This is a genomic window from Micromonospora sp. ATA51, from assembly GCF_016802855.1.
Taxonomy (GTDB): domain Bacteria; phylum Actinomycetota; class Actinomycetes; order Mycobacteriales; family Micromonosporaceae; genus Micromonospora; species Micromonospora sicca.
The window spans coordinates 20,602-43,478 of record NZ_JAEVHJ010000017.1 but is presented as its reverse complement, the minus strand read 5'-3'; the positions used below and the strand labels follow the sequence as shown (position 1 = coordinate 43,478).

Genomic DNA, 22,877 nt, shown 5'->3' with positions numbered 1-22,877 from the left:
CGAGACCAACATCGCCCGCGCCACCCGACGCGCCAACCGCCGCCCACACGACCTCATCACCGCCGTGACCAGCAGCAACCCCAGAACGCAATGACCCTGCCTCGACGGGAGCAAGGCGGATCGCACCGTCGAGCTCAGCCTGGACGGCGTTTCCTACGTGATCGACCTCTCGGACCAGAACGCCGGGGCTCTCCGCAAGGCTCTGGACGAGTACATCAACGCCGGCCGGCGGATCGGTCGAGGCGGTGTCGACGCACGCCGGGCCACACGTCGGCCGGGGAGTCCCGCGGCTCCCGGGGCAGCCAACCGGGTGCGGAGTGGCGCGATCCGTGAGTGGGCCGCGCAGAACGGCTACAAGGTCTCCGACCGGGGACGCATTCCGACCTCGCTCATGGAGGCGTACAGCAATCGCTGATCGGTCTTGGGACCGCCCGTGAGCAGTCGGGCGGCACTCGGCTGGAAAGGCCACGTTGACAGGCCGAGTTCGCGGCGGCGTACCCGCAGGCCGCCACTACGAACTGAGGGGTGTTTACCGGTCCCTCGGTGACTGCGCGGGGCAGCGCCCACCCGGCCGATCAGGCCGGGGATATGCCCGCCGGTGCCGGCTGCCCGGTCAAGGCGTGGGGTGAGCAGCTGTTTTCGCCGACCGGCGCGGCCCGGTGTTCGACGGCGGCTGGCAGTACGACGCCCAGCTCGGATGAACTGCTTCTGCCGCCGCGATAGGCGGGTGTGTCGGCGTTTGAACGGCGCCCAGATGGCGCCACCGGCGCCTTGGTGGCCCTTGTCCGCGAAGGTCATCTCGCCGGCGCTGGTCAGGCGGCGACCAGGCCGCCGGCGCGGGCGGCGGGCAGATCATGGCTGGAGTCGAACAGGGCGGGTGAGGCCCCGATCAGCGACCACCCGGGGTCGGGGAGGACCTGCACGCTCACGCCGTGTCGCTTTGCTTGCCACAGTAGTAAGGGCCGCTGATCGGCGATCCAGTCGATCGGATCAACTTGCCGCCGAGGATCGCCTAGACCAGTCGGGTGACCCCGCCGCATCGCGTCGGCGAGGCCATCGGTATGAGCTGAGCCGGCGACAGCCTCCCGCAGGTACCGCCACACCGTTGTCACCGATACGCCGACTCTGGCGACCCCCGGTGAGGATGTCACCTTTGCCCAGGTGGGCGGCGGGAGCCTTCTCGTTGTCCGTGACGGCTGTCGCCGTCGGCAGCGATAGCGCGCGTCCTCTGCGGAGAGCGGAAACGCCCACCGTTTGGCCTGACTTGGGACTCAGCGTCCCAAGTACTGATAGGAGGGTGCTGCTGTGGATCTCCGCGGATACCATCAGCGGCGAACCGGTTGGGAGGCGGAGGATGAGACAGCAGGCCTCTTCTGGTCGCCGCATCATCATCGCGCCTGGTCAGAGTTCGAATACACGCACCGGCGCCCACCCCCTACGGTTGCGACCATGAGCGGCGCCAAGGCGACGGGCGGCGGTAGGAACCGGGGCCCCCTAAGCCGTCACAGCTGGCTCGCCGTCCGTGCTCGGCCATTCACGCATGGCGCTGGTGCTGCAGTAGCGGCCCACCTCCGAGCGTGGCTTTGCCATCGGTCTTTGCCATGAACCTGCCGACTTGTCCAATAGCCGCACCGGCGGTGGTGATTGGCCTGCGGCCGGGTCAGCGGCGCAGCCGAGCCCGAGTCGACCCGTCGAACCGCTGGCGCATCAACGGCGAACCCGAAGATGCGTGCGGCGGCGACCAGAATCTTGTGGCCTGGCCGGATTCAACCGGATCCGCCAAGGTCGGCAGGCGAACTCACGAGGGGATCTGCTCATGGACAGCTACTTCACCACGAAGCGTCACGAGCGTCTACGGGAGGAGGTGCGAACGTTTGCGGAGGCCGAGGTACGCCCCCGGATTCCGGAAATGGAAGCGTCTCGCTCGGTTCAGCACGAACTGTCGCGGTTAATCGCGCACCAGGGCTGGATCGGTGTCACGATCAGCCCCGACTACGGCGGGATGGGCCTGGGACACCTCGCGAAGACGATCATCATCGAAGAGCTGTCACGGGTCAGCGGCGCGATGGGCGCCATGGTGCAGGCCAGCCAGCTGGGCGTGGCCAAAATCGTGCACTTCGGCAACGACAGCCAGAAGAGGCAGTGGCTACCGGCCATCGCCGACGGAACCTGCCTGCCCACCATCGCGGTCACCGAGCCACAGTCCGGTGGCCATGTCCTCGGCATGGAGGCCACCGCCGTACGCGACGGCGACGACTACATTCTGAACGGCCGGAAGGTGTTCGTCGGCAACAGTCACGTCGGTGACCTGCACGGCGTGGTGGTCCGCACCGGCGCGGGCTCTCAGGGACTGTCGGCCTTCCTGGTCGAGTCGGACCGTTCGGGCTTCTCGCTCGGCCCGCATCGCGCGGCCATGGGCCTGCACGGCTTCAGCTTCGGCGAACTCGTCTTCGAGGACTGCCGCGTACCCGCGGCGAACCTGCTCGGCGTCGAGGGTGACGGCCTGGCCGTCGCCTACTCCTCCAGCATCCTGTACGGCCGGCCGAACCTGACCGCGGTCTCCCTCGGCATCCACCAGGCCCTACTTGAGGAGACCTCGGCATACGTCACCGAGCAGCACCGCTACGGCAAGCCGCTGGGTGATCTCCTCCCAATCAAGCTGAAGGTCGGGCAGATGCAGTCCCGGCTGATGACCGCCCGGCTGGCCGCTTATCACGCGGTGCACTTGCTGGACCAAGGCCTGCCCTGCGACGCGGAGTTGATGAACGCCAAGCTCATCAACGTCGAGTACGCCCTCGACTCGGCCCGTAACGCGATGGAAGTGCACGCCGCGTGCGGGCTCTACCCCGACCGGCCGGTAGAGCGGTATGTCCGCGACGCCCACCACATCTTCGCTCCAGCCGGCACCTCGGACGTCCAACTGATCCGTCTCGGCGAGGTGGCACTGGGCACGTCCAAGGGGCAGTGGTCGGAGCGGCTCGCCGCCCCTTTGCTGGAAGCGGCGGCCACTTCCTGACGTCGTCCTATCGCCGGCTGCGCTGGTTGATCCGTTCCGTCAGCTCGGCGGCCAGGGACTTGATGGTCTCCAGTCCCTGCCGTCCCCACGGGCGCGGCTCGGTGTCCACCACGCAGATCGTGCCGAGGGCCATACCGGTGTGGTCGATCAGTGGCGCGCCCAGGTAAGAGCGGATGCCGATCTCGTCGACCACGGGGTTGCCGGCGAACCGCGGGTAGTCGCACACGTCGTCGAGTACCAGCGCCTTGCGCCGGACCACGACGTGCGGGCAGTAGCCGTGGTCTCGTGACATCACCCGGCCAGGCTGCCCGGCGGCCGCGACCTCCGGCGTGGCGCTGGCTCGCCCGGCCGGGGCGGTGTAGAGGCCGGCGAAGAACTGGCGGTCCTCGCTGATGAAGTTCACCATCGCGTACGGGGCTTTGGTGATCTGTGCGAGTTTTTGGGCGAATTCGTCAAACTCGGGGTCTGGGCTTTCCCCGAGGCCGAGATCGCGCAGCCGCTGCACACGTTGCGGCGCTTCCTGATCAGTCGGCGTCAGTGACTGGTAGGCCGGGGATTCGTAGATCATTTCTGGCTCCATATCTGCTGCAGGTCTGACGCGTCTCACGCCGAGTGGGATGGGGAAGTGCCGAGTAAGTGCTGGAGCAGGGCGATCAGCACCGCGGTCGCGGAGCGGCTTTGACGGGCGTCGCACATGACGATCGGCACATCGGGTTTGAGCTCGAGAGCGGCCCGCACCTCCTCAGGGTTGTATTGGAACGAGCCGTCGAATTGATTGACGGCGACCAAAAAATCGATGCCGCGGGCTTCGAAGAAATCGACGGCTGCGAAGGAGTCCTGTAGGCGGCGGGTGTCGGCGAGGACCACAGCCCCGAGGGCTCCGGCAGACAACTCGTCCCACATGAACCAGAAGCGCTCCTGTCCGGGTGTGCCGAACACGTACAGGATGTGGCGAGGATCGACGGTGATGCGGCCGAAGTCCAGCGCCACCGTGGTGGTGGACTTGCCCTCCACCCCCGTCAGGCTGTCGGTGCCCACGCTGGCGGTGGTCAGGATCTCCTCCGTGCGCAACGGCCGGATCTCGCTCACCGCACCGACGAACGTCGTCTTACCGACGCCGAACCCCCCAGCGACGAGGATCTTGAGCGCAGTCGGGAACACCGGAGACAGTTCAGAGTCGTTGTTGTAGGCCATAGAGAACCGCCTCCAATACGGATCGGTCAGCGGGGTCTGCGATAGGGCTGGGAGCTCGGGTGCTCAGCGCGCCACAATCGACCAAGTCGGAAAGCACCACCTTCGTGATAGCAGCGGGCAGTTTCAGGTGTGCCGAGATCTCGGCGACCGTGGTCGGGCCGCCGCAGAGGCGAAGCGCCCGGGCATGGTCCGGCTCCAGGTGTCCCCGAGGTAACCGGCCGGTCGCCATCACCCAGGACAGCAACTCCATGTGCGTGCTGGGTCGGGTGCGCCCGTTACTGACCGTGTACGGGCGCACCAGGCGCCCCGCGTCGTCGTCGAGAAAGGGTTCGTCCTCCGGACCCACCATGGTCACCGAATAATGTCGTCAGAACTGGCGATCCCCGGACGCTTCGGCGTGGCCAGAAATGGACGTACGCTTTTCACCATTTGCGACATCTCATACCCGAGCACGCCGACGTCAGCCTCACGGCCGGCGAGCACCGCGAGGACGGCATTCGAGCCGGCCGCCGTGACGAACAGCAGGGCGTCATCGAGTTCCGCCACCACCTGACGGACGCCGTTACCGCCATCGAAACTACCTCCGGCGCTGCGAGCGAGGGAGAACAGTCCGGACGAGATTGCCGCCAGATGGTCCGCGCCGGCCCGATCCAGCCCGTGGGCGGCCATCGGTAGGCCGTCCGAGGACAGCAGCAAAGCACTACGGGTGTGGGGGACGCGCTCGGCCAGCCCGGACAGCAGCCACACGAGATCCTGAGATCGTTCAACGGGCGCATTGCTCCGCATGATAGGTAACCCTCCTTAACGGTGACGCGGGGTCAGCTGATGCCGTCTAGACGGCCCTCGGAACCGTCATTCCCGCCGGTTCCGGCTTCGCCCTGGCTGAAGGCCCTCGTGAACGTAGCCATCAGGGTGGGGTCGTGTTCAGCCACCTGTTCCACTGAGACAGGGGCACTGGGGGCGCCGTGCAGCTGCGGGGCCAGATGTGTCTGTGGTTTCCGGTGCGGTAGCTGCGGACGCGCGTCGCCGTCAGCGAACTGGGCTGTAGTCGGGTCGCTGGCCGCGGCCCCCTCCGCCGCCGTGCCCCCGGCGTAGCGGGCGGCCTCGCTAGCTGCCGGCAGCGACGCAGAAGAGTCGGTAGGAGAGGACAGGTAGTCCCAGGCCGCAGACGGCTGTGCCGTCACCTCAGCACGGATCCCCTCGCTGGGCATGGGAGTCCGGTCATGAACCCGAGGCGGGGCAGGCGCCGGTGAGTACGCCGGCGGTGGGGGCGTCGAGCCACTCGCGACCATCGCAAATTGTGGCTCGTGGCGTGGTGGTTGGACCATGGACTGCGGCTGCGGCTGCATCTCGTGCCAGGATTCACTCCTCTGCGGCGGCGCACCGAGCAGCCCGGGCGGCAGGATGAGCACCGCCTGGATCCCGCCGTAGATGTTGGTCTGCAACCGTACCGTGATGCCGTGCCGACGGGCGATGGCCCCGACGACGAACAACCCGATGCGGCCGTCGCGCAGCAACTCGCCCACGTCAATCCCGGTTGGGTCGACCAAAAGACGGTTGACCCGGTCCTGATCGGCGAGCGGCATACCCAGGCCCCGGTCCTCAACCTCCACTGCGATACCCGCCGTCACGGCCTGGGCACGCAGTAGCACCTGGGTGTGGGGGGCGGAGAAATTAGTGGCATTCTCAACGAGCTCAGCGACCAGATGGATGACGTCGGCGACAGCGTGGCCACCCAGCGTGCCCTCAATCGGTGGCACCAGCTTGACCCGCGAATACTGCTGGACCTCGGCCATAGCCGACCGCAACACCTCGGTCAGAGCCACCGGCCTGCTCCACTGTCGTCGAGAAACAGCGCCACCTAGCACCGCAAGGTTCTCCGCGTGCCGGCGGATACGAGTGGCAAGATGGTCGACCTGAAACAGACCCTTGAGTAGATCCGGATCCTCCACCTGGTTCTCCAGGTCGTCGAGCAACTGGATCTCCCGATGCACCAGGGACTGCAGCCGTCGGGCGAGGTTGACGAAGACCTCCACCTGGTGACCGGAGTTCGGCACGGGCGCCGCCGGTGTCACGGCTGATGCCTCTACGACGGCGACCTGGGCAGCATGCAGGACCTCGTCCAGTTCGCGCTGCAGAAGCGCGAATCCATCGTCGCCCCTGCCCGGCACGAGCTCCGCGGGTGACTCGAGCCGCTCGCCGCGGCGCAACCGCTCGATCAGCCACTGCACCTCAGCCCGGCGGTGAGTGGTCGAGGACCGCACGGCGCCGATCCTGGCGACGACCAGGCGATCGACCGCATTGGCTCGGTTGGCGGCGATGGCGATGACCACTACGCAGGCGATCCATGCCAGGACGAGAGCCCAGCCCATCCTGGCAGTGACCGTTTCCCCGGACGTGACGAGCACGCAGAGAACGGCGGTGGCCCCGAGCAACGCAACGACGGCGGCAGGAAGCACAGACAGCCACAAAAAACGCGGCCCCAAGCCACTGGCCGTGTACCCATCGCGTGCGGAAGGTTCGCCGTAGGGATCGTGTGCCCGATGGACGGCACGCGTGTCAAGAGGGGAAGACTCAGGCATCAGCATCCTCGTACCAGGAGGGAAACCGCTGGCAAATGCGGGCCATCTCGATCGACCGGCACCGTGCGGAGGCGGGAGATTGCTCTCGAATACAGGCAGTCTAGAACCTCCGGCCCCTCTCACTGCGGCGATGGACAACGGTCCGAATCCTATATGGACTACATCGCTTCTTAGCCTGCGGCCGCAACAGGACCCCTCACGTCTGGCCCAATGCTGCAGCGGCATACGACCGCGAACCGCGGCGAACTCAAGGTCGTCGTCTGCCCACCACATCCATGCCCTCACAGACATCATCGAGTCTGATGCTGCGCCCGGCAAAATTCCCAACGTCAGCTCGCCAGCCGGTAGGAAAGCGCCGTCTTGCCCGGCAGCGTTACGGCTTTCGCCTCCGTTGAACGCAGCCACGGCCGCCTCCTGGATCGGCAGCCCCATCCACAGGGGGCTTCGCGTTCGTCAGCGTTCGCGACCGGGCAACTCGGCGAGAAGCCGTTGGTACTCCTCGTGGCTGCCGACGGCGGCTCGGCGGTCGGGGTGACAGACGTAGTGTCGGATCGCAGCGGCGAGAAACCAGGCGTCGACGTTGTCCGTGCGCAGTGCGTGCCGGCTCCATGGAATGCCGCGCCGGCGCACCAACTGGGGTTGCGCGTAGGCCAGCCACAGTGTCGAGGGAGGGCCGACAGGCAGAGGGGTCTGGGCGACCGGTAGTGCCTCCCACGGCACTATGAGCGAGCCGAGGACGGTGCGTTGTTGTACGCCATGGGGACGTAGCTGTGGCCCATAGCCCCGCCAGGCCTCAACGACCAGCAGTGCGACGAGCAGAAGCCAGGAGACAGGGAGGAGGATCGATTCGGGTGTCCACGGAGTGCCTTGCCTGGCGGAGCGCATCAGAGCGCCGACCTCGGCCGAGAAGGGCGCGAGGGAGCACAGGGGCAGGAATACCTTCCATGCAGGCACCGGCGTGCCGAAGGCCGGAATCTGAGGCTGCACCACGAAGTAGGCCGGACGGGTCTGCCAGCTGAGGATCGCCAGGACCAGGAGCGCCACGGCAAGGAAGAGCAGCGGGAAGAACAGGAGCTGCCCCAGGGAGGGAGCAAAGCCCACCGCAACAGCGTTCCCGCCCGCTACGAGCAGGCCGAGCATCAAGACAGTGTGCCGGTGGCGGACTGTAGCAGCGAGGACCTTGCCGATCATGCCCGTGACCATAGGTCAAATAACCCGTTAGCTGACCGGCCGATGCAGCGCCGCCGAATGGGCCGCCAGCGCTGTACGCCCGCGACTGCCCGTCTTGGCCCGCTTCATTCCGTCCCATGCCGCGCTCACCCAGGGTTGTCTCACTCGACAGCTTCCGGGACGTGGTGACCGGGGGGTGATCGGCGTATCGAGGGGCGTCGGCGTTGGTCGTGCTGCCGGCGCCGTCACGGCTCGCTGGGTCCGGCGCCAAGGGTGTTGCCGAGCGCGTAGCCCCGCCCCGTCAGCAGCCGAAAGGAACGCATCGCCCACACCCTGCGGCACATGCTGGAGACCAGCCTCAAACCGGATGTGGTGCTGCTGGCCTTCGCCACCTGCTGGAACCGGCCGTCGCTCGAGGCCGTGATCCCATCGCGGTGCTGCTCGAACCCGTGGGCTTGACGACGTCCGGCAAGAAACTTTCGTGCTCCGGCTCAGGTGGCCGGTTGTGTGGCGGGACCGGTGTGAGGGAGCAGGTCACCGCGGGCGTGGTCGGGCAAGTCTCGGTCGGTGTGGTCGGCGTGGAACAGCGCCTCGGCGAGCAGGGCCTGGACGTGGACGTCGGCGGCGGAGTAGTAGACGAAGGTGCCTTCCCTGCGTCCGCGGACCAGCCCGGCCAGGCGGAGCTTGGCCAGGTGCTGGCTGACGGCGGTGGGGGCAGCGCCCACCAGGTCGGCAAGGCAGGCGACCGACGACTCGCCTTGGGGTGGGGCCCAGAGGATCTTGATGCGGGTCGGGTCGGCGAGCAGCCGGAAACCCTCGGCGGCGAGGTGAACCTGCTCGTCGTTGGGCATCTGGAAGTCCGGCAGCGACGCATGCACCGTCTAGCCTAGCCTTCCTCCGCTGACTGTCTTCCTAGCTGAATGTGTATCTGCGAAGGCATGCAGGTATGGTCGGTTGTTGTCACCCTGACGGCCGACACCACTCCCGCTCCGCCCGCGACCGCCGCAGCCCGCGCGCCTCGGCGGTGGGGTGCGCGGCTGTGGGCCCTCGCTGAGGCGCGCTGGGCTGCGGCGGCGACAGTGCTTTTCGCCCTCGGTGGCATCGCGCAGTTCGCGCATGCCCCGGCGCCGCTGTGGTAGACGCTGTATCTGGCCTGGTACGCGCTCGGCGGCTGGGAGCCGGCGCTGGCCGGATTGCGGGCGCTGCGGGAGTGGACCCTGGACGTCGACCTCCTGATGATCGTGGCGGCGCTCGGTGCGGCCGGCATCGGGCAGGTCTTCGACGGCGCGCTGCTGATCGTCATCTTCGCCACCTCCGGCGCGCTGGAGGCGTTCGCCACGGCCCGGACCGCCGACTCGGTCCGCGCCCTGCTTGACCTCGCCCCCGAGCGCACGACCCGGGTCCGTGACGACGGCACCGAGGACACCATCGACACGGCGGAACTGGCCGTCGGCGATCTGATCCGGGTACGGCCGGGGGAGCGGATCGGCGCCGACGCTGTGGTCGTCGACGGGGCCAGTGACGTCGACCAGGCCAGCATCACCGGCGAGCCGCTGCCGGTGGCCAAGCACCCTGGGGACGAGGTGTACGCCAGCACCGTCAACGGCGCCGGGTCACTGCTGGCCCGGGTGCACCGCCCGGCCGCCGAGTCGGTGATCGCCCGCATCGTCGCCCTCGTCGAGGAGGCCTCGGCGACCAAGGCCCGCACCCAGCTGTTCATCGAAAAGGTCGAACAGCGCTACTCCGTCGGCCCGGTGGTGGCGACCCTGGCCCTGTTCGCCGTCCCGCTGGCGTTCGGCGCGGCTCTGCAGCCGACCCTGCTTCGAGCGATGACCTTCATGATCGTCGCGTCGCCATGCGCGGTGGTACTGGCCACCATGCCGCCACTGCTGTCGGCCATCGCCCTCGCCGGCCGGCATGGCGTCCTGGTCAAATCCGCCGTGGTCATGGAGCAGCTCGCCGACACCGACGTGGTCGCGTTCGACAAGACCGGCACGCTCACCGAAGGCACCCCCCGGATCGCGGAGATCCACCTCATCGCCGACAGCGGTCACGCCGAGGACACCTTGCTGCGGCTGGCGGCCGGCGCCGAGCACCTCAGCGAGCATCCACTGGCCGCCGCAGTGCTCGCCGCGCCCGGGACCGGGGGCTGGCCGTCCCCGCCGCCCACGACTTCGCCTCCACCCCGGGCCGGGCGTCGCCGCCACGGTCGACGGGCGGCGGGCACGGGTCGGCAGCCCCACGCTGCTCGACGACGTCGCGCGGGTCGACCCGCAGGTGCATGCCCTCGTCGACACCTCGCAGGCGGCCGGCCGTACCGCCGTGGTGGTCATCGTCGACGACGCGCCCGCTGGCGTCCTCGCCCTGGCCGACCGGGTCCGCCCGCACGCCGCGGCCACGGTCACCGCCCTGACCACGCTGACCGGCACGACACTGGCGCTGCTCACCGGTGACAACCCCGGTGCGGCTGGCCGGCTCGCCGCCGAGGCAGGCATCGCTGACGTGCACGCCGCCCTGCTGCCCGCCGACAAGGTCGATCGGGTACGCGCCCTTCAGCGCGACGGCCGGCGCGTCCTGCTGGTCGGCGACGGGGTCAACGACGCCCCCGCTCTCGCCGCCGCCGACACCGACGTGGCGATGGGCCGACACGGCTCCGACCTCGCCCTGCAGACCGCCGACGCGGTCCTGGTCCGCGACGACCTGACCACACTGCCCGCCGTCATCGCCCTGTCCCGCCGCGCCCGCCGCCTGGTCACCACCAACCTTGTCATCGCCGGCACGTTCATCACCGTCCTGGTCGCCTGGGACCTCATCGGTCACCTCCCGTTACCCCTCGGTGTGGCCGGTCACGAGGGCTCCACAGTCGTCGTCGGCCTCAACGGCCTACGGCTGCTGCAATCCAGGGCCTGGCGTCGAGCGCTGGCCGCTCGATGAGCCGCCGCGCCGGGCGGGCGCGGGCGGCCAAGCCCTGCACGGTGACCGTGTGCCCGCGCGTCGACGAACTCCTGGCCAAACCCCGTGCCGGCCGGCCCAGCAGCCCTGACGACCACCTCGACTACCTGGACCAACGCGTCAACGACGGCGCAACGAATGCCACTCAGCTGTTTGCCGACTTCCGCACCTGCGGCTACCGCGGACAAGGGCTGATGGGCAGGTGGGCGACGGCGGCCCGTCGGTGCTCCCGCCCGCCCGCACGTATGATGCCGCGTCGGTGGGGACGGGTGCGGCCCGCCATCGAACGCCTCGGACGCATTACAGAGGAGAACGACATGCGCATCGAGGGCCGTGCGGCGCTGGACTACCCCGCCTACCGGCAGCTGGTGTGGGTGTCCGGCAAGGTGCGACTCCTCAAGGTGTGGGCAGCCGCCCTCCTGATGGCGGTCGGCGCGCTGCTCCTCACACCGGCAGCCGGCGCGGTGCTGCTCGTCGCGCTGCTGGTCGCCGCCCCGCTCTCCTTCGAGCTGTCGCTGCGGCGCGTCTGGCGGCGTCTGTCGGCTGGCGGGCCGGCCGTGGAGATCGGGTACGAGCTGACCGACGAGGGGATGAGGGTGTGCCTGGCCGACGTCACGACGCAGCACCGTTGGGAGTCCCTGCGGCCGCTGCGGGAGACGGGCCGGTATTGGCTATTCCAGGGCCTCCTGGCCCGACGTGCGGTCGCGGTACCGAGGGACGCCTTCAGTGCCGACGCGCGCGCCGAGGTCGGTGCCGTGTTCGCCGGGCTGCGCTGACATCCGATGCCCGCCGGGTCAGAGGCAGGCTCAACTCGGCCAGCAGCTGGACCACCAGCCGCCGCCAGAGTTTTCCCAACGACCTCACCCACCACAGCTGATCGCCCTCACTGACACCAACGTCAACGAGGCCAGGGGCGACCCGTACGCGTCTACCTGGCAGCCGCAATCAGCGCGGAGAATCCGATCAGGGAGCCGCCGCCGGCGGCCGCGTTGAAGGCGCCCGTGAGGAGACCGGCGGCAAAGAGCAGCGTTGCCTGCGAAGGATCCATCGAGTCTCACGCTAGTAGGTTGTCCACCGCACGAGCGCCATCCGGGGGCAAGCGCAGATCGGAACGGGCGGCAACACACTGGCAGGGAGGCCGGCTGGCGAACTTCACCTCTTTAGGGTGAGGCGGGGGCCGCGTGTCAGGGGCATCGTGGCTTTGAGGAGGGGTCACGATGGCTGACGTCACCCAGGATTTCTTCCGCAGCCTCGCGCACCGGGGGCACGATCGCCGGCTGACGGCGCTCCACGAGGGCAGTGTCCGGTTCGACATCAGCCAGGACGGGCAGGTCGACCATTGGCTGGTCTCCATCGTCAAGGGCGACATCACGGTGTCGGAGCAGGCGACGGGTGGGGACGCCGTCGTCCGGGCGGATCGGGCGGTGTTTGACCGGATTGCCAGCGGGGAGGCGTACTTCCTGACCACCGTGCTGCGCGGCGAGGCGACCGTGGAGGGCAGCCCCCGGCTGTTCGCGACCGTCCGAAGGCTGTTTCCGCCGCCACCTGCTTCCCAGGAGACGCGACGCCGAAGAGGTGACCATGAGTGAGAACCAGGTCGGCATCCTCGACGGAACCACCTTCATGGTTTGCGATCGGACGGGTGACATCGTTCCGTCACCGGACGCCCCGCACGGCCTCTTCGCTCACGACACCCGTTTGTTGTCGAAGTGGGTGCTGACAATCAACGGGGAGCGGCTGACCACCCTTTCCATTGACGACGTGAACTACTTCGAGAACCGGTTCTACTTGGTCCCAGGCGGCCAGGACGTCTACGTCAACAGCACCCTGGCCGTGCGCCGGAGGCACACCCTGGACACCGGCCTCCACGAGGACCTGACCATCCTCAACAACGATCGGCAACCTGTCGACCTGACCCTCCGGGTCGAGGCGGACGCCGACTTCGCGGACCTCTTCGAGGTCAAGGACGCGACGAGGAAGCAGGGCCGGCACTACCGGCGAGTCGACGACGGGCGACTGGTGCTCGGCTACGAACGGGAGCGCTTCCGACGGGAAACCATCATCTCCGCCTCGGCGCCAGCGGAATTGGACGATGACGGCTTGACGCTCAAGGTTCACATCGAACCCCACAGTCGATGGTCTGCCCGACTCAGCGCCCTGCCGGACCTTCCGATGCCGAGAGGTCTGGAGCGGCTCACGATCCCAGGGCGAGCGGCGCGAACGGGCCGGGACAAGCACCGCGATCTCCTGGAATGGCTGGACCAGGCACCGCGTCTGGAGTCCGACTGGGAGCCACTGCGCAGCACGTACCGGCAGAGCCTCATCGACCTGGCCGCGCTGCGCTTCAGCCCGTTCCTGGCCGACGACAAGAGCGTGCCAGCCGCAGGACTGCCCTGGTTCATGAGCCTGTTCGGTCGGGACAGCATCTTCACCAGCCTCCAGGCGTTGCCGTTCGCACCCGAACTCGCCGCCACCACCCTGAGAGTGCTCGCGTTCCGGCAGGGCAGCCGGGTCGACGACTTCCGGGAGGAGGAACCCGGCCGGATCCTGCACGAGATGCGGTACGGCGAGATGAGCATCTTCGAGGAGACCCCACACACTCCGTACTTCGGCAGCGCAGACTCCACTCCCCTGTTCCTCGTGCTACTGGATGAGTACGAGCTGTGGACCGGCGACGCCGACCTCGTGCGCTCGGTCGAGCAGGAAGCACGTGCGGCGATCGACTGGATCAACGACTACGCCGACCTGACCGGCAACGGCTACATCTCCTACGAGCGGCGCAACACGAAGAACGGCCTGGAGAACCAGTGCTGGAAGGACTCCTGGGACAGCATCTCGTACCGCGACGGCCGGCTGCCGGCCTTTCCCCGTGCCACCTGTGAGCTGCAGGGGTATGCGTACGACGCGAAGTTGCGCACGGCTCGGCTGGCTCGCATGTTCTGGAACGATCCGGCGTACGCCGACCGGCTGGAGCGGGAGGCCGCCGACCTCAAGCGGCGCTTCAACCGGGACTTCTGGATCGCCGACGGCGGGTACATGGCGCTCGCCCTCGACGGCGACGGCCGCCAGGTGGACGCCATGTCGTCGAACATGGGCCACCTGCTGTGGAGCGGCATCCTCGAGGTGCAGAAGGCCGCGGCCGTGGTGCGTCATCTCATGTCGCCCGCCCTGTTCAGCGGTTGGGGCGTGCGCACGTTGGCCGACAGCGAGGCCCGCTACAACCCGATCGGGTATCACGTGGGAACCATTTGGCCGTTCGACAACTCGTTCATCGCCTGGGGACTGCGGCGCTACGGGTATCCCGACGAGGCGGCCCGGATCGCGGCCGGAATCCTGGACGCCGCGGCCTTTTACGACGGCCGGCTGCCCGAGGCGTTCGCCGGGACCGCCCGCGCCGAGACCAGATATCCCGTCAACTACCCCACGGCGTGCAGCCCCCAGGCATGGTCCGCTGGCGCCCCGCTCCTGCTGCTGAGAACGATGCTCGGACTCCGGTCGGTCGGCGATGATCTGGTGATCAGACCTGCCCTTCCCGCTAATCTCGACTTCGTGGCGCTGCTGGACATACCCGGCCGGTGGGGGCGTCTGGACGCCTACGGCAGAGGGCCGGCCGCCAATGGCCGACGCGGGTACCAGCCGGCGCCGCAACAGCTCTCCGCCCCGTGACGGGAGGGTCAATGCAGGAGATCGACCGGGCGCGCACCGCCGTCCTGGGCGTTCATTGGCAGCACGAGGTCGTCAGCCCCGACGGGATATTCGGCCCGTTCTTCGCTGGGCAGGTCACCCGGCACCGGGTCGCGACGCACGCGGCTCGGGTCGCCGATGTGGTGCGGTCCAGCGGTGGCCTCGTCGTCTACACGCGCGTCGCCCACCGACCCGGCTACCCGGACCTCATCCCCAACACCCCCGCCTTCGCGATGATCCGCCAGCAGCAGGCCTTCCTCGAAGGCACCCCGAAGACCCGGATCATCGAGGAAGTCATGCCGCAGGCGGGCGACGTCGTCATCACTCACGTCCGGCTCACCGGCTTCTTCGGCACCGAGCTGGACACGATCCTGCGCGCCCGGGGCATTGACACAATCCTTTTCACGGGTGTGGCCACCAACCTCTCCGTCACCGGCACTGCCTACGAGGCGGTCAACCACGGGTACCGCATCGTGATCGTCTCCGACGCCTGCATGGCTGCGACCGACGACGCGCACCAGGCGAGCCTGGCAACGCTGGGGCAACTCGGCCAGGTGGCCACCACCGACGAGGTCGTCCGCAGCCTGATGGGCTGACCCGGCTACCTAACGAAGCCCGAACGGCCCGGGCGCCGCCTCGCGGCCGGCGGCGCAGCGGCCCGCAAGGGAAGGGGAAATTCTTCCTGTAGAGACGCATCTATGACGGGCCGAACGTGTGGGTCCTTCCGTCTGGACGGCTCGTCGATATTTTCCTCGATGGGCCGTCCGGGGTTCGGCGGCGACTTACGCCGAGGCGGCATGGCGTCCCGAGTGCAGAATTTTCGACCGAAGGGGCCGATGCTGAACTCCCACAGGGTGCCCACGCGAGCGCGGGTAGGGAACGTGCCCCCGCCCGCCACCGAGACTCAGCGCACCAACCGGTGGTGGGCCTATGCGCTAGTCAGCCGCGGATCAGGGCGACGACGCGGGCGAGTTCGTCAGGGGTGACGCGGGCGTCGAGGAGGGCGAGGCTGGTGCCGGCCGGCTGTTGTTGACTGGCCAGCGGGGCGGCGGTGTGCGGGTGGTCGATTCGACGATCATGGAGCCTCCGGCAGCGTCAGGGTCACTGTTGCGGATCGGCAGGGAGAGACCGGACGGGACAGTGGGAGGTGGGAGGCCGGCCGTCCCGCCCGGCTGAACGGACAGCCAGCGCGCCGTAGCCGTCCTTTCTGGACGGCGTCGCCTGGTGGTGGGCTGCTGTACAGGCTGATGTCGCCGGGAAGTCAGGTCACGGGCCGCTCAACCGCCGCGAGGGCGCCGCGTGTCCTTATGCGTTTGGCATTGGTGGCCGACCGTCGCAGCTGATCGTCGCGGTGACGGTCACCCAGGCGATCCGTTGGTCGTTGAAGTCGACCTCGGGGTGCGCGACCATGACTGCGCTGGCGGTGATCTGCCTCTTGTCTGGGCTGGTCTTCGTCATGAGGGAGGCTTTATCGGAGTAGTTCGCGTCCGGGTGACTTGCGATGGCCTTGTGCGTGTTGCCCCGTTCGTCCTTGAACGTCAGGACGAGCCTGCGCCCAGTAACGCGGGCGGGATCGAAAGGATTGGTATGGTCCTCCACCACCTGTATGGCCAGTCCACCATCGCCTGCGGTTGGACGGTCATCGAGTAGGTGAGTGCCGGCCGACCAGTACAAGGCGTGGTCGTACCACTGGCACTGCACGCGATGATCCATCACGTCCCATCTGACGTCGCCATTCCACCCGTCCCGAATCCGCACACGAGCAGACCCGCCGTAGACGACTCCATCCGGGGCAGGGCGATTGGACCTTGGCCGCGGCTCGGGCAAGGGCGGGAGTCGGGGCAACGCCGGCTCGGCCTTCGAGGGACCGTTCCATCTGAGCTGAGTTGCTGGCGACGGGACCGCCGCTTTCGTGGTTTGGGGTGGAGTGCGGTGCGGTGCCCGCGTGGCGATTGTCGGAGTGGAGCTAGCCGGGTTCTGTGCTCCGGCGTCGCTCGCGATGTCGGAGGAGCAACCGGCTGTGGAAGCGATGATCAGGCTGACCGACGTCGCAAGCATCCGTTGCCGCATGGCTTTCCATTCAATGCGCGGAGCCGCTGTTCGCGACCAGCCCGTGGACACCCATCCTAATCGATCGCCAGTTGACGCGTGACCGCGGCGGCAGCAGGCGCGGCAGCCTGCGACACGGCGGAGCTGCCGAGGACCCACAGCGTCGGTCTGCGCGGCAGCCCGAGGCAACGGACGAACCCCTGCCACTCGTCGAGCTGACGGTTCGCCTGCCTAGGTCAGACCCCGCTACCGCCCGGGCTGTTCGGCCAGAACCCTGCAGTTGTTGCCCGCTGCCGCGAGTAGGGCGCCCGCGGTGTCGAGCCGGCCGACCGCGCGGTGGGTGGCGGCGAGGGTTTTCCACTGGAGGGGGTCAACGGTCAGCACCGCTGCGGCGGGATGGTTGACCAGGAGGTCGAGCCGGTCGGTGTCGGTGACTGATCGGGCTGCTTCGGCCAGGCACATCACGGGTAGCCCGAAGAGGCAGCCCTCGTCGGCGACCTTGGCGATCGCTTCGCCCACGGCGGTCGAGCCCTCGGTGAACGCGAGGATGGCGGATGTGTCGAGGATGAGCCGGATCGGAAGGTCGTTCAGGGCGGGGGTGGGCTGGTCTGGTTGTGCGGGTGGGGTGGATGAACGGTCGCGGTGCCGGCGCTGCCCCGGGGTGCGCCACATGGGGTAGGTGGTGGTGCCGTCGGGGAGAGTGAATGGTTCGAGGGGGACGTAGCCGTGCCGTGCGTAGAGGTCTCGGTCGGCGAGGGTTGCCGCCTCCGTGTAGGTGGGCAGCAGGGCCTGGCCCATTCGGGCGTTGCTGGTGGCGAGCAGGGTGCTGGCACGTCTGACCCGGTACGGCTTTGGCGCGACGGTGAAGAACGCCAGGTGGTTGTGGGGGCCGTCGGGTCGGTGCGTGTGCAGAACGTCGTCGAGGTGCAGGAATCGGTCCACGTACTCGCCGCAGGCGACAGCGAGCCGCTCGCCGTACCCGGTTGGTGGTGAGAGGGGGCCGTAGCGGTGCAGCCACACGGCGGCGGCGGAATGATCCTGCAGGAGGTAGGCCTCGCCGAACAGCAGCGCGTGTTCGGTCCAGACGCGGAGGACGGCGCTGAGGATGTCCCGTCGGCGGTGTTCGTCGGGTACGAGCCATGCGCCGATCGTGCTGTCGGCGAAGGGGCCGACGACAAGATCGACGATGTGGGGGATGTCGTGCCAATGGGCGCGGCAGACGGGCAGGTTGTTGATCACGCGGTTCTCCGGGTAGCAGATGCGGCTGGTCAGCGATGGCGTTGTCGCCGGGCTGCGCAGAGTTCGGGGACGTTATGACGCCCGGCGGCAGAGGCGGCTTCTTCTTCACGAACCGTGCGGATGAAGCCAGGAAGGTACGGGCAGAAGCGGTTCCGCGGGACTGGGTAGGCGGGACCGGACCCCAGGTGGCAGCGGCGATGACGGCGCCTGTGTGAGGCGAATGGTCGTCGTGGCTGTCCCGGCTCGGGGCGAGGATGGCCGGGGTTGCTCAGGCGGGTCTGGTGTCCGGTTGACCGGAGCGGCTCGCGAGCTTCTCGCATCCGGTGACGTAACCGCCGGCAGGCTGCAGGGCCGGGGCCGAGGAGCGCGGCGAAGCGTCAGCCGGGACTCCTGTCCCGCTGGCAGCGGAGCCGTGGCCGGCAACGCTGACGGGAGCGCCCCCAGTCAACCCGAGGGCGTGGGCCAGGTCGCCTGCCCACGGCACCTGACTTGTCCCGATCGCCTTCAGGGACCGGGGGTCAAGGTTTGCTGTCACGGACGTCCGCGCCGTCGGCGGGACTTCCGGCTGGACCGCGGCCATCGGTGGTACGGGGCGGGCGATCGTGGTGGGCGTCGCGGCCGGCGGCGTCTCATCCGTCGACGGCGGCGCGTCGACGGCGGGGCCGGTGGGAGGCGTCGCAGGCGCGGCGGGTGAGCCGATGATCGGCTGGGCCAGGCCGAGCACCGGCGCCAGAGCGGGCGGTAGAACGTCAACGATCGGCTCGGTCACTGGCCGGACGACCGTGCCGACCGGTTCCAGCAGGCCTGTCCCGGCGATTTCCTCCACAACGGGCGACGCCAGGCCCACGACCGGACGCGTCGCCGAGGCGACTGCCTCGACGACCGTTTCGGCGTCGGCGGCTGCCGTCGGGTCCACCACCTGGCCTACGGCAAGTTGCACACCCGCCGACTGCTCACCCGCCGGCATTCGCACCGGCAGGTCCAGGCCCGCCAGCTGGCCCCGGCTTGCGACCGTTACCTCGCCGCCTGCGCGGCCTGCCGCGCTCTCCATCGCGGGGCCGGTGAGCGAGAAGGGCTCACAGCCCAGGGAGCTGCCGAGAAGGGTTCCGCCGGCGCTGAGCCGGTCGCCGAGGGTGCAAGAGGCAGCGGGTCCGGCCGCCAGAGCAGCGTCATCCGCAACCGCCTCATGAAAGCCCCAAAGACCGACCACGCCTCCGATCAGGAGAGCGCCACGCAGCGTCCACCGAGCCAGCCGGCCTGGACACCGCAACAACAGGCACCTCCGACGGGAACGCCTTCGTTCACCCCAACGCCCTGCGATTGTGCCCGCAGTGACCGTTCAGACACCCTCCGACACGCCGTGCGGAATCGACGCCACCGCCCAGCCCGACCCACGCGCGCCGAGGCGGCCGTCAGTCGCGCTGCAGCCCCGACAGTTTTTGTGCTGCCTCCGCCAATGCCCGGGCGGACTCGTCCTGGCCTGCCAGGGCTTTGCGTAGCGCTTCTACCGCTGGGCCCTCGCCGGCAGCAGCGGTGGCGTCCATCAGCTCCAGGATGCTTTTACACAGGGCGATTGTGGTGGCGCGCAGCAGGGCGGCCAAGGCGGCCGGGTCCCTGACCTGCACATCGCCCTCCAGCGCCTCGGCCAGGCGAAAGGCGGTGTCGCGCAGGTCCATGGCGTGCTCGGCATACCGAGGAAGCGGCGTCGACATGGGTCAATAGTGTCAGGGATCGGCTGTGGCTGCTCGACCCTAGCCACACCGCAGGGCCAGAAAACGCTGTGCCTGCGTGGCGGGTCGGCGACCGAGTTCTGAGCGCCGCGTACCAGCGAGCGGCAGGAAACGTTCGCCCTGGATGCCTGCGTTTGTGACGGCGTCCCGGCTGGCCTTGGGAGCACAAGAGGCTGCTCCGGGCTGACTGCGGTCCGTGTGACGGAACGTACTGGTTGTGTGCTGCCGCTTCGGGGATGCCCGCCGTGGAGCGGCATTGCCTGCGGTGGCTGACGTGGTGCGACGAATCCTTCATCAGCCTGCGGAGTGGGACTGGCCCGACGGTCGGGCGCAGGATGCGAGTACAGGCCGTCCGCGGTCTGTTCCAACGGGTCGCAGCGGTCGGGCCCATGCTGCTGATCCTCGTGTCTGGTCCTGCTGGTGATGCGGCCGTTCTGCGGCCCGCTGACCGGGGCGGCGGGGCCGCCCCGGTCAGGTCGGGTGGATCAGCGCAGCGCCCACCGGGTCGACGGGTTGTTGCAGGGTAGGACGTGTCGACTCCGCACGGGCGAGCGGGCGTTCCGGCTGGACCGACCGGTCCAGAACGGCGACACCCGCCACATCGAGTGTGCGGTGGTGTGGCCGTCGACCGGGACGGTGTCCCGGTGGGTGTATCCGTGCCGCCGAAACAGCTCGCGGTCGGCGTCGGTGAAGGCCTCCGCGTAGGTGGGCAGGCTGAGTGTGTCCATCCACTGCTGCGCTCCGGCGAGAACCGCCGCGGCGTGGCCCGAACCCGCGGGGCCTGGCGCGGCGAGCAGGGCCAGGTGGTTGTGCGCCTCGGTGGGACGCCGTGCGGCGAGGGCCTGGTCGAACTGGAGGAACCTGTCCAGATGCTGACCGCACGCGTCGGCGAGCCGGTCGGCGTACCGGGCGGGGGGCGGGATGGGCCGGTAGCGGTGGAACCAGACGGTGGCGGCGGTGCCGTCCGAGAGCAGGAACGCGTCGCCGAACAGCAGCGCGTGTTCGGTCCAGATCCGGGCCACGGCGGCGAGGATGGTCGGCCGGCGTCGCTCGTCGGGGACGAGCCATGCGCCGAGGGCGGTGGGGGAGAGTGCCTCAGTGACGAGATCGGCGATCCGGCCGATGTCGCGCCACCGGGCTCGGACGACGGGCATGCTCACGTTCATTGGGTAACTCCTGGTCACCATTGTGATCGGGGTACGTCGGGGAAGGATGCCGGCGTCGTCGCGGGGCCTCCGCGGGCCGGCGCGGGCCACCAAGGGCCGTCAGGAACACGGGTACGCAGAGGCCGTTGGTGCCGCGCGGCGGCACGCAACGGCCCGCCGGTCAGGCGGGCCGGGTGCCCGGGCGGGGCGAGCGGGAGGGGAGAGCTTCGCCGCCGGTCGGGTGGCAGCGGCGCCCCGCCAGGCTGGGCGGCGTCCACACCGACGTGGGGGCGTCGGCCGGGCTCCCGTGGACAGCACCGAACGTGCTGGATCCACTGGTACCGGGGAAGGGCGTGGCGGGCGCGGAGTCGGCGTCCGGCCGCAGCGGCTGCGGCCCGTCCGACCGGGCGAGGCGCGAGAGCTGTGTCGTGGTGTGCCAGTGCGTCGGGGCGCTGGCGGAGGTAGGTCCCGAGGCGGACCTGGCCGGTGCGGCGACCGGTCCGGTGGCAGGGCCGGTGCAGCCCGGGCCGCCGGCCAGGCTGGTCGGCGGCGTCATCGCCGGTGGTGCGGTGGCCGGCGGGTCCAGAAGGTCCGTCACCGGATCGAGGGTTTCGAGCACAGGATCCAGCGGATCGAGCACCGGCTCCAGCCCTCGCCAGACGGGCGAGAGGACCGGGGCGAGCGGCTGGGTCACCGGACGGAGGGCGTCAGCCACCGGCATGAGCACACCGGCCCGCACGGGGTCCGTGACCGGGCGCAGCGCGTCGGCCACCGGGGTGAGCACCCCGGACCGGACCGGCTCGGTCACCGCGCGCGGGGCGTCACCCACCGGTGTCAGCACGTTCCCGCCGAGCAGCCCGGTGGCCGGGCGGGGTGCCTCGGCGGCGGGCTTCGGCGTGCCGACCCGTGCGGGTGGCTCCGCGTGGCGGGCCGGCGGTGTGGACACCCAGCCCGGTCGGGTTGCCGCCTGGTCCGTGGCCGGGCGGCTCGGTGCCGTCCGGTTCGGTGGTGGCACCGCACGGGCGCCTGGTTCCATCGGCGGGGTGGCTGGGGCCGCAGCGTCGCCGGTGGGCCTTTCCGGTGTCGGCGTGGGCGTCGGCGCCTCGGCGAGGACCGGGCGGAGGACGTCGCTGAGCAGGTCGACGGCGGCGTCGATCGGCGCGGCCGGCGGACGGTCGGCGGCGTAGGCGGCCGCGCTGGTGGCCTCGTGGGCGCCCCACGCCACAACGACCCCGCCGAGCAGGAGCCCGAGGCGCAGCGCGGCCCGCGTCCACCGCCCGCCCCGTCGAGTCATCCCGGCACCCCTCCGACCCTCGGCCATCGCCGACGATCAATCGCCCGCACTCTACCGAACGCGGTCCATCGATTACAGCGTGCCGCTGATCGGGAATCGGACGCGTCGCGCCCGGACCGCAGGTATGGACGCTCCCGACGCGGGCTACCACCGGCATGCATCGACGGCCTGGCGCAGCGCACTTGACCTGTCGGCCGCCCGCCTCGTGCTGCCAACCCGGGAGGACACCGAGACTACCCTGCGATGAGTTGGCCAGCCGAACGACAAGACCGGCACGAACCGCTGTGGGGCGGCAGGGGCGAGAACCACCCTCCGGGGGTCGGGGAGGGGTCGGGTGTCCCGCCCCTGTCGCCGCGGATGCGCGAGTCCGCGCATCCGGAATAGATGCGTCAATAGGGGGTTTCACGTTATATCTTTCGCAGTCCGGGCGCGGATGCGATCGGTCGACCGACGAGCCAGCAGGCCGGGTTGCCGAGCAGCCGCAACAGATAACTGGCGGTGCGTTATTGACTTCAACCGCTGCAGCGACGCCTCAACGCGGGCTGCGGCTGGCGTGCCCGGGCCGGGACGGCTGCGGAGCCCCTCACCTGACGGCTGCCGCCACGCGACCAGCTGGGCTCCCGCGCTTCGCGACGAATATCGAGCTACATCGGGGCCTGACGATGGCGAAGGCCGGCGACCCTGCCGGCGGCGTCGCGTACGCGCGGCGAGCGTGGGAGGCGCTACCGGCTGAGCGGCGGTCGCAGAGTCTCGCGCTGATGCTGCGCGAGGTCGAGGGGGCATAGAGCAATCCGCTGGCCGCCGATCAGCGTCAGTCCCTGG

19 protein-coding genes and 3 pseudogenes are annotated in these 22,877 nt (G+C 69.2%); 9 read left to right on the top strand and 13 right to left on the bottom strand.

From position 1 onward, the window contains the following. Positions 1–100: 100 nt before the first annotated feature. Positions 101–415, top strand: a pseudogene (locus JNW87_RS05400) (Lsr2 family protein); the annotation flags it as partial. A gap of 1,401 nt (positions 416–1,816) precedes the next feature. Continuing rightward, positions 1,817–3,016, top strand: a complete 1,200-nt coding sequence (locus JNW87_RS05395; protein WP_109801492.1) for an acyl-CoA dehydrogenase family protein — start codon at positions 1,817–1,819, stop codon at positions 3,014–3,016. A 7-nt stretch (positions 3,017–3,023) separates the two neighbouring features. Here JNW87_RS05395 and JNW87_RS05390 read toward each other — a convergent pair whose 3' ends face one another. The 7 genes from JNW87_RS05390 to JNW87_RS05360 form a co-directional block, all read right to left on the bottom strand. Continuing rightward, entirely contained in the window at positions 3,024–3,623 is a 600-nt protein-coding gene (locus JNW87_RS05390) for a GAF domain-containing protein (protein WP_238453227.1), read from the bottom strand. Beyond that, positions 3,620–4,210, bottom strand: a complete 591-nt coding sequence (locus JNW87_RS05385; protein WP_109801490.1) for an ATP/GTP-binding protein — start codon at positions 4,208–4,210, stop codon at positions 3,620–3,622. The genes JNW87_RS05390 and JNW87_RS05385 overlap by 4 nt, the downstream gene beginning before the upstream one ends. Continuing rightward, the gene (locus tag JNW87_RS05380; RefSeq protein ID WP_109801499.1) at positions 4,188–4,559 is read right to left on the bottom strand and encodes a DUF742 domain-containing protein; all 372 of its coding nucleotides are present in this window, start codon (positions 4,557–4,559) and stop codon (positions 4,188–4,190) included. Before JNW87_RS05380 ends, JNW87_RS05385 begins: the two co-directional genes overlap by 23 nt. 2 nt (positions 4,560–4,561) lie before the next feature. After that, positions 4,562–4,996: a roadblock/LC7 domain-containing protein gene (locus JNW87_RS05375; protein WP_109801489.1), complete on the bottom strand. Its 435-nt coding sequence runs from the start codon at positions 4,994–4,996 to the stop codon at positions 4,562–4,564. A 32-nt stretch (positions 4,997–5,028) separates the two neighbouring features. Beyond that, the gene (locus JNW87_RS05370) at positions 5,029–6,618 is read right to left on the bottom strand and encodes a sensor histidine kinase KdpD (RefSeq protein WP_238453226.1); all 1,590 of its coding nucleotides are present in this window, start codon (positions 6,616–6,618) and stop codon (positions 5,029–5,031) included. 627 nt (positions 6,619–7,245) lie between these two features. Continuing rightward, positions 7,246–7,983 carry a hypothetical protein gene (locus JNW87_RS05365; RefSeq protein ID WP_146231040.1) on the bottom strand — a complete coding sequence of 246 codons (738 nt, stop codon included), beginning with the start codon at positions 7,981–7,983 and terminating at the stop codon, positions 7,246–7,248. A gap of 470 nt (positions 7,984–8,453) precedes the next feature. Beyond that, positions 8,454–8,813 (bottom strand): metalloregulator ArsR/SmtB family transcription factor, encoded by a 360-nt coding sequence (locus tag JNW87_RS05360; protein WP_255543460.1) that lies wholly within the window; start codon positions 8,811–8,813, stop codon positions 8,454–8,456. A 384-nt stretch (positions 8,814–9,197) separates the two neighbouring features. On the opposite strand from JNW87_RS05360, the pseudogene JNW87_RS40185 reads away from it, so the two are divergent. The 6 genes and pseudogenes from JNW87_RS40185 to JNW87_RS05330 all read left to right on the top strand — a co-directional run. Next, a pseudogene (locus tag JNW87_RS40185) lies at positions 9,198–10,055 on the top strand (HAD-IC family P-type ATPase); the annotation flags it as partial. A gap of 184 nt (positions 10,056–10,239) precedes the next feature. Continuing rightward, positions 10,240–10,896 (top strand): HAD-IC family P-type ATPase, encoded by a 657-nt coding sequence (locus JNW87_RS40180; protein WP_375373465.1) that lies wholly within the window; start codon positions 10,240–10,242, stop codon positions 10,894–10,896. Positions 10,897–11,231: 335 nt separating this feature from the next. Further along, the gene (locus JNW87_RS05350) at positions 11,232–11,690 is read left to right on the top strand and encodes a YcxB family protein (RefSeq protein ID WP_238453224.1); all 459 of its coding nucleotides are present in this window, start codon (positions 11,232–11,234) and stop codon (positions 11,688–11,690) included. Between the two features lie 441 nt (positions 11,691–12,131). Further along, the gene (locus tag JNW87_RS05340; RefSeq protein ID WP_109805466.1) at positions 12,132–12,503 is read left to right on the top strand and encodes an SCP2 sterol-binding domain-containing protein; all 372 of its coding nucleotides are present in this window, start codon (positions 12,132–12,134) and stop codon (positions 12,501–12,503) included. Continuing rightward, positions 12,496–14,580, top strand: coding sequence for a glycogen debranching N-terminal domain-containing protein (locus JNW87_RS05335; RefSeq protein ID WP_238453223.1), 2,085 nt, complete (start codon positions 12,496–12,498; stop codon positions 14,578–14,580). Before JNW87_RS05340 ends, JNW87_RS05335 begins: the two co-directional genes overlap by 8 nt. 11 nt (positions 14,581–14,591) lie before the next feature. Continuing rightward, positions 14,592–15,194 carry a cysteine hydrolase family protein gene (locus tag JNW87_RS05330; protein ID WP_109805464.1) on the top strand — a complete coding sequence of 201 codons (603 nt, stop codon included), beginning with the start codon at positions 14,592–14,594 and terminating at the stop codon, positions 15,192–15,194. Between the two features lie 709 nt (positions 15,195–15,903). Here JNW87_RS05330 and JNW87_RS05325 read toward each other — a convergent pair. The 6 genes from JNW87_RS05325 to JNW87_RS05300 form a co-directional block, all read right to left on the bottom strand. After that, positions 15,904–16,311 (bottom strand): hypothetical protein, encoded by a 408-nt coding sequence (locus tag JNW87_RS05325; RefSeq protein ID WP_146231281.1) that lies wholly within the window; start codon positions 16,309–16,311, stop codon positions 15,904–15,906. Between the two features lie 582 nt (positions 16,312–16,893). Then, positions 16,894–17,886: a hypothetical protein gene (locus JNW87_RS05320; protein ID WP_238453222.1), complete on the bottom strand. Its 993-nt coding sequence runs from the start codon at positions 17,884–17,886 to the stop codon at positions 16,894–16,896. 268 nt (positions 17,887–18,154) lie between these two features. Continuing rightward, entirely contained in the window at positions 18,155–19,096 is a 942-nt protein-coding gene (locus tag JNW87_RS05315) for a hypothetical protein (RefSeq protein WP_109803974.1), read from the bottom strand. Positions 19,097–19,298: 202 nt separating this feature from the next. Then, positions 19,299–19,598, bottom strand: a complete 300-nt coding sequence (locus JNW87_RS05310) for a hypothetical protein (RefSeq protein WP_238453221.1) — start codon at positions 19,596–19,598, stop codon at positions 19,299–19,301. Between the two features lie 503 nt (positions 19,599–20,101). Then, positions 20,102–20,782, bottom strand: coding sequence for a hypothetical protein (locus tag JNW87_RS05305; protein ID WP_238453220.1), 681 nt, complete (start codon positions 20,780–20,782; stop codon positions 20,102–20,104). A 160-nt stretch (positions 20,783–20,942) separates the two neighbouring features. Further along, the gene (locus JNW87_RS05300) at positions 20,943–22,055 is read right to left on the bottom strand and encodes a hypothetical protein (RefSeq protein ID WP_238453219.1); all 1,113 of its coding nucleotides are present in this window, start codon (positions 22,053–22,055) and stop codon (positions 20,943–20,945) included. A gap of 541 nt (positions 22,056–22,596) precedes the next feature. On the opposite strand from JNW87_RS05300, the pseudogene JNW87_RS05295 reads away from it, so the two are divergent. Beyond that, positions 22,597–22,840, top strand: a pseudogene (locus JNW87_RS05295) (XRE family transcriptional regulator); the annotation flags it as partial. Positions 22,841–22,877 lie beyond the last annotated feature (37 nt).

Excerpts from the sequence above, each read along its gene's own strand:
- JNW87_RS05395 (WP_109801492.1), top strand. The coding sequence starts at position 1,817 with ATGGACAGCTACTTCACCACGAAGCGTCACGAGCGTCTACGGGAGGAG.
- JNW87_RS05375 (WP_109801489.1), bottom strand. The coding sequence starts at position 4,996 with ATGCGGAGCAATGCGCCCGTTGAACGATCTCAGGATCTCGTGTGGCTG.
- JNW87_RS05340 (WP_109805466.1), top strand. The coding sequence starts at position 12,132 with ATGGCTGACGTCACCCAGGATTTCTTCCGCAGCCTCGCGCACCGGGGG.
- JNW87_RS05300 (WP_238453219.1), bottom strand. The coding sequence starts at position 22,055 with ATGACTCGACGGGGCGGGCGGTGGACGCGGGCCGCGCTGCGCCTCGGG.
- JNW87_RS05365 (WP_146231040.1), bottom strand. The coding sequence starts at position 7,983 with ATGATCGGCAAGGTCCTCGCTGCTACAGTCCGCCACCGGCACACTGTC.
- JNW87_RS05310 (WP_238453221.1), bottom strand. The coding sequence starts at position 19,598 with ATGTCGACGCCGCTTCCTCGGTATGCCGAGCACGCCATGGACCTGCGC.
- JNW87_RS05330 (WP_109805464.1), top strand. The coding sequence starts at position 14,592 with ATGCAGGAGATCGACCGGGCGCGCACCGCCGTCCTGGGCGTTCATTGG.
- JNW87_RS05305 (WP_238453220.1), bottom strand. The coding sequence starts at position 20,782 with ATGAACGTGAGCATGCCCGTCGTCCGAGCCCGGTGGCGCGACATCGGC.
- JNW87_RS05385 (WP_109801490.1), bottom strand. The coding sequence starts at position 4,210 with ATGGCCTACAACAACGACTCTGAACTGTCTCCGGTGTTCCCGACTGCG.
- JNW87_RS05380 (WP_109801499.1), bottom strand. The coding sequence starts at position 4,559 with ATGGTGGGTCCGGAGGACGAACCCTTTCTCGACGACGACGCGGGGCGC.
- JNW87_RS05325 (WP_146231281.1), bottom strand. The coding sequence starts at position 16,311 with ATGGATCATCGCGTGCAGTGCCAGTGGTACGACCACGCCTTGTACTGG.
- JNW87_RS05350 (WP_238453224.1), top strand. The coding sequence starts at position 11,232 with ATGCGCATCGAGGGCCGTGCGGCGCTGGACTACCCCGCCTACCGGCAG.
- JNW87_RS05335 (WP_238453223.1), top strand. The coding sequence starts at position 12,496 with ATGAGTGAGAACCAGGTCGGCATCCTCGACGGAACCACCTTCATGGTT.
- JNW87_RS05360 (WP_255543460.1), bottom strand. The coding sequence starts at position 8,813 with ATGCCCAACGACGAGCAGGTTCACCTCGCCGCCGAGGGTTTCCGGCTG.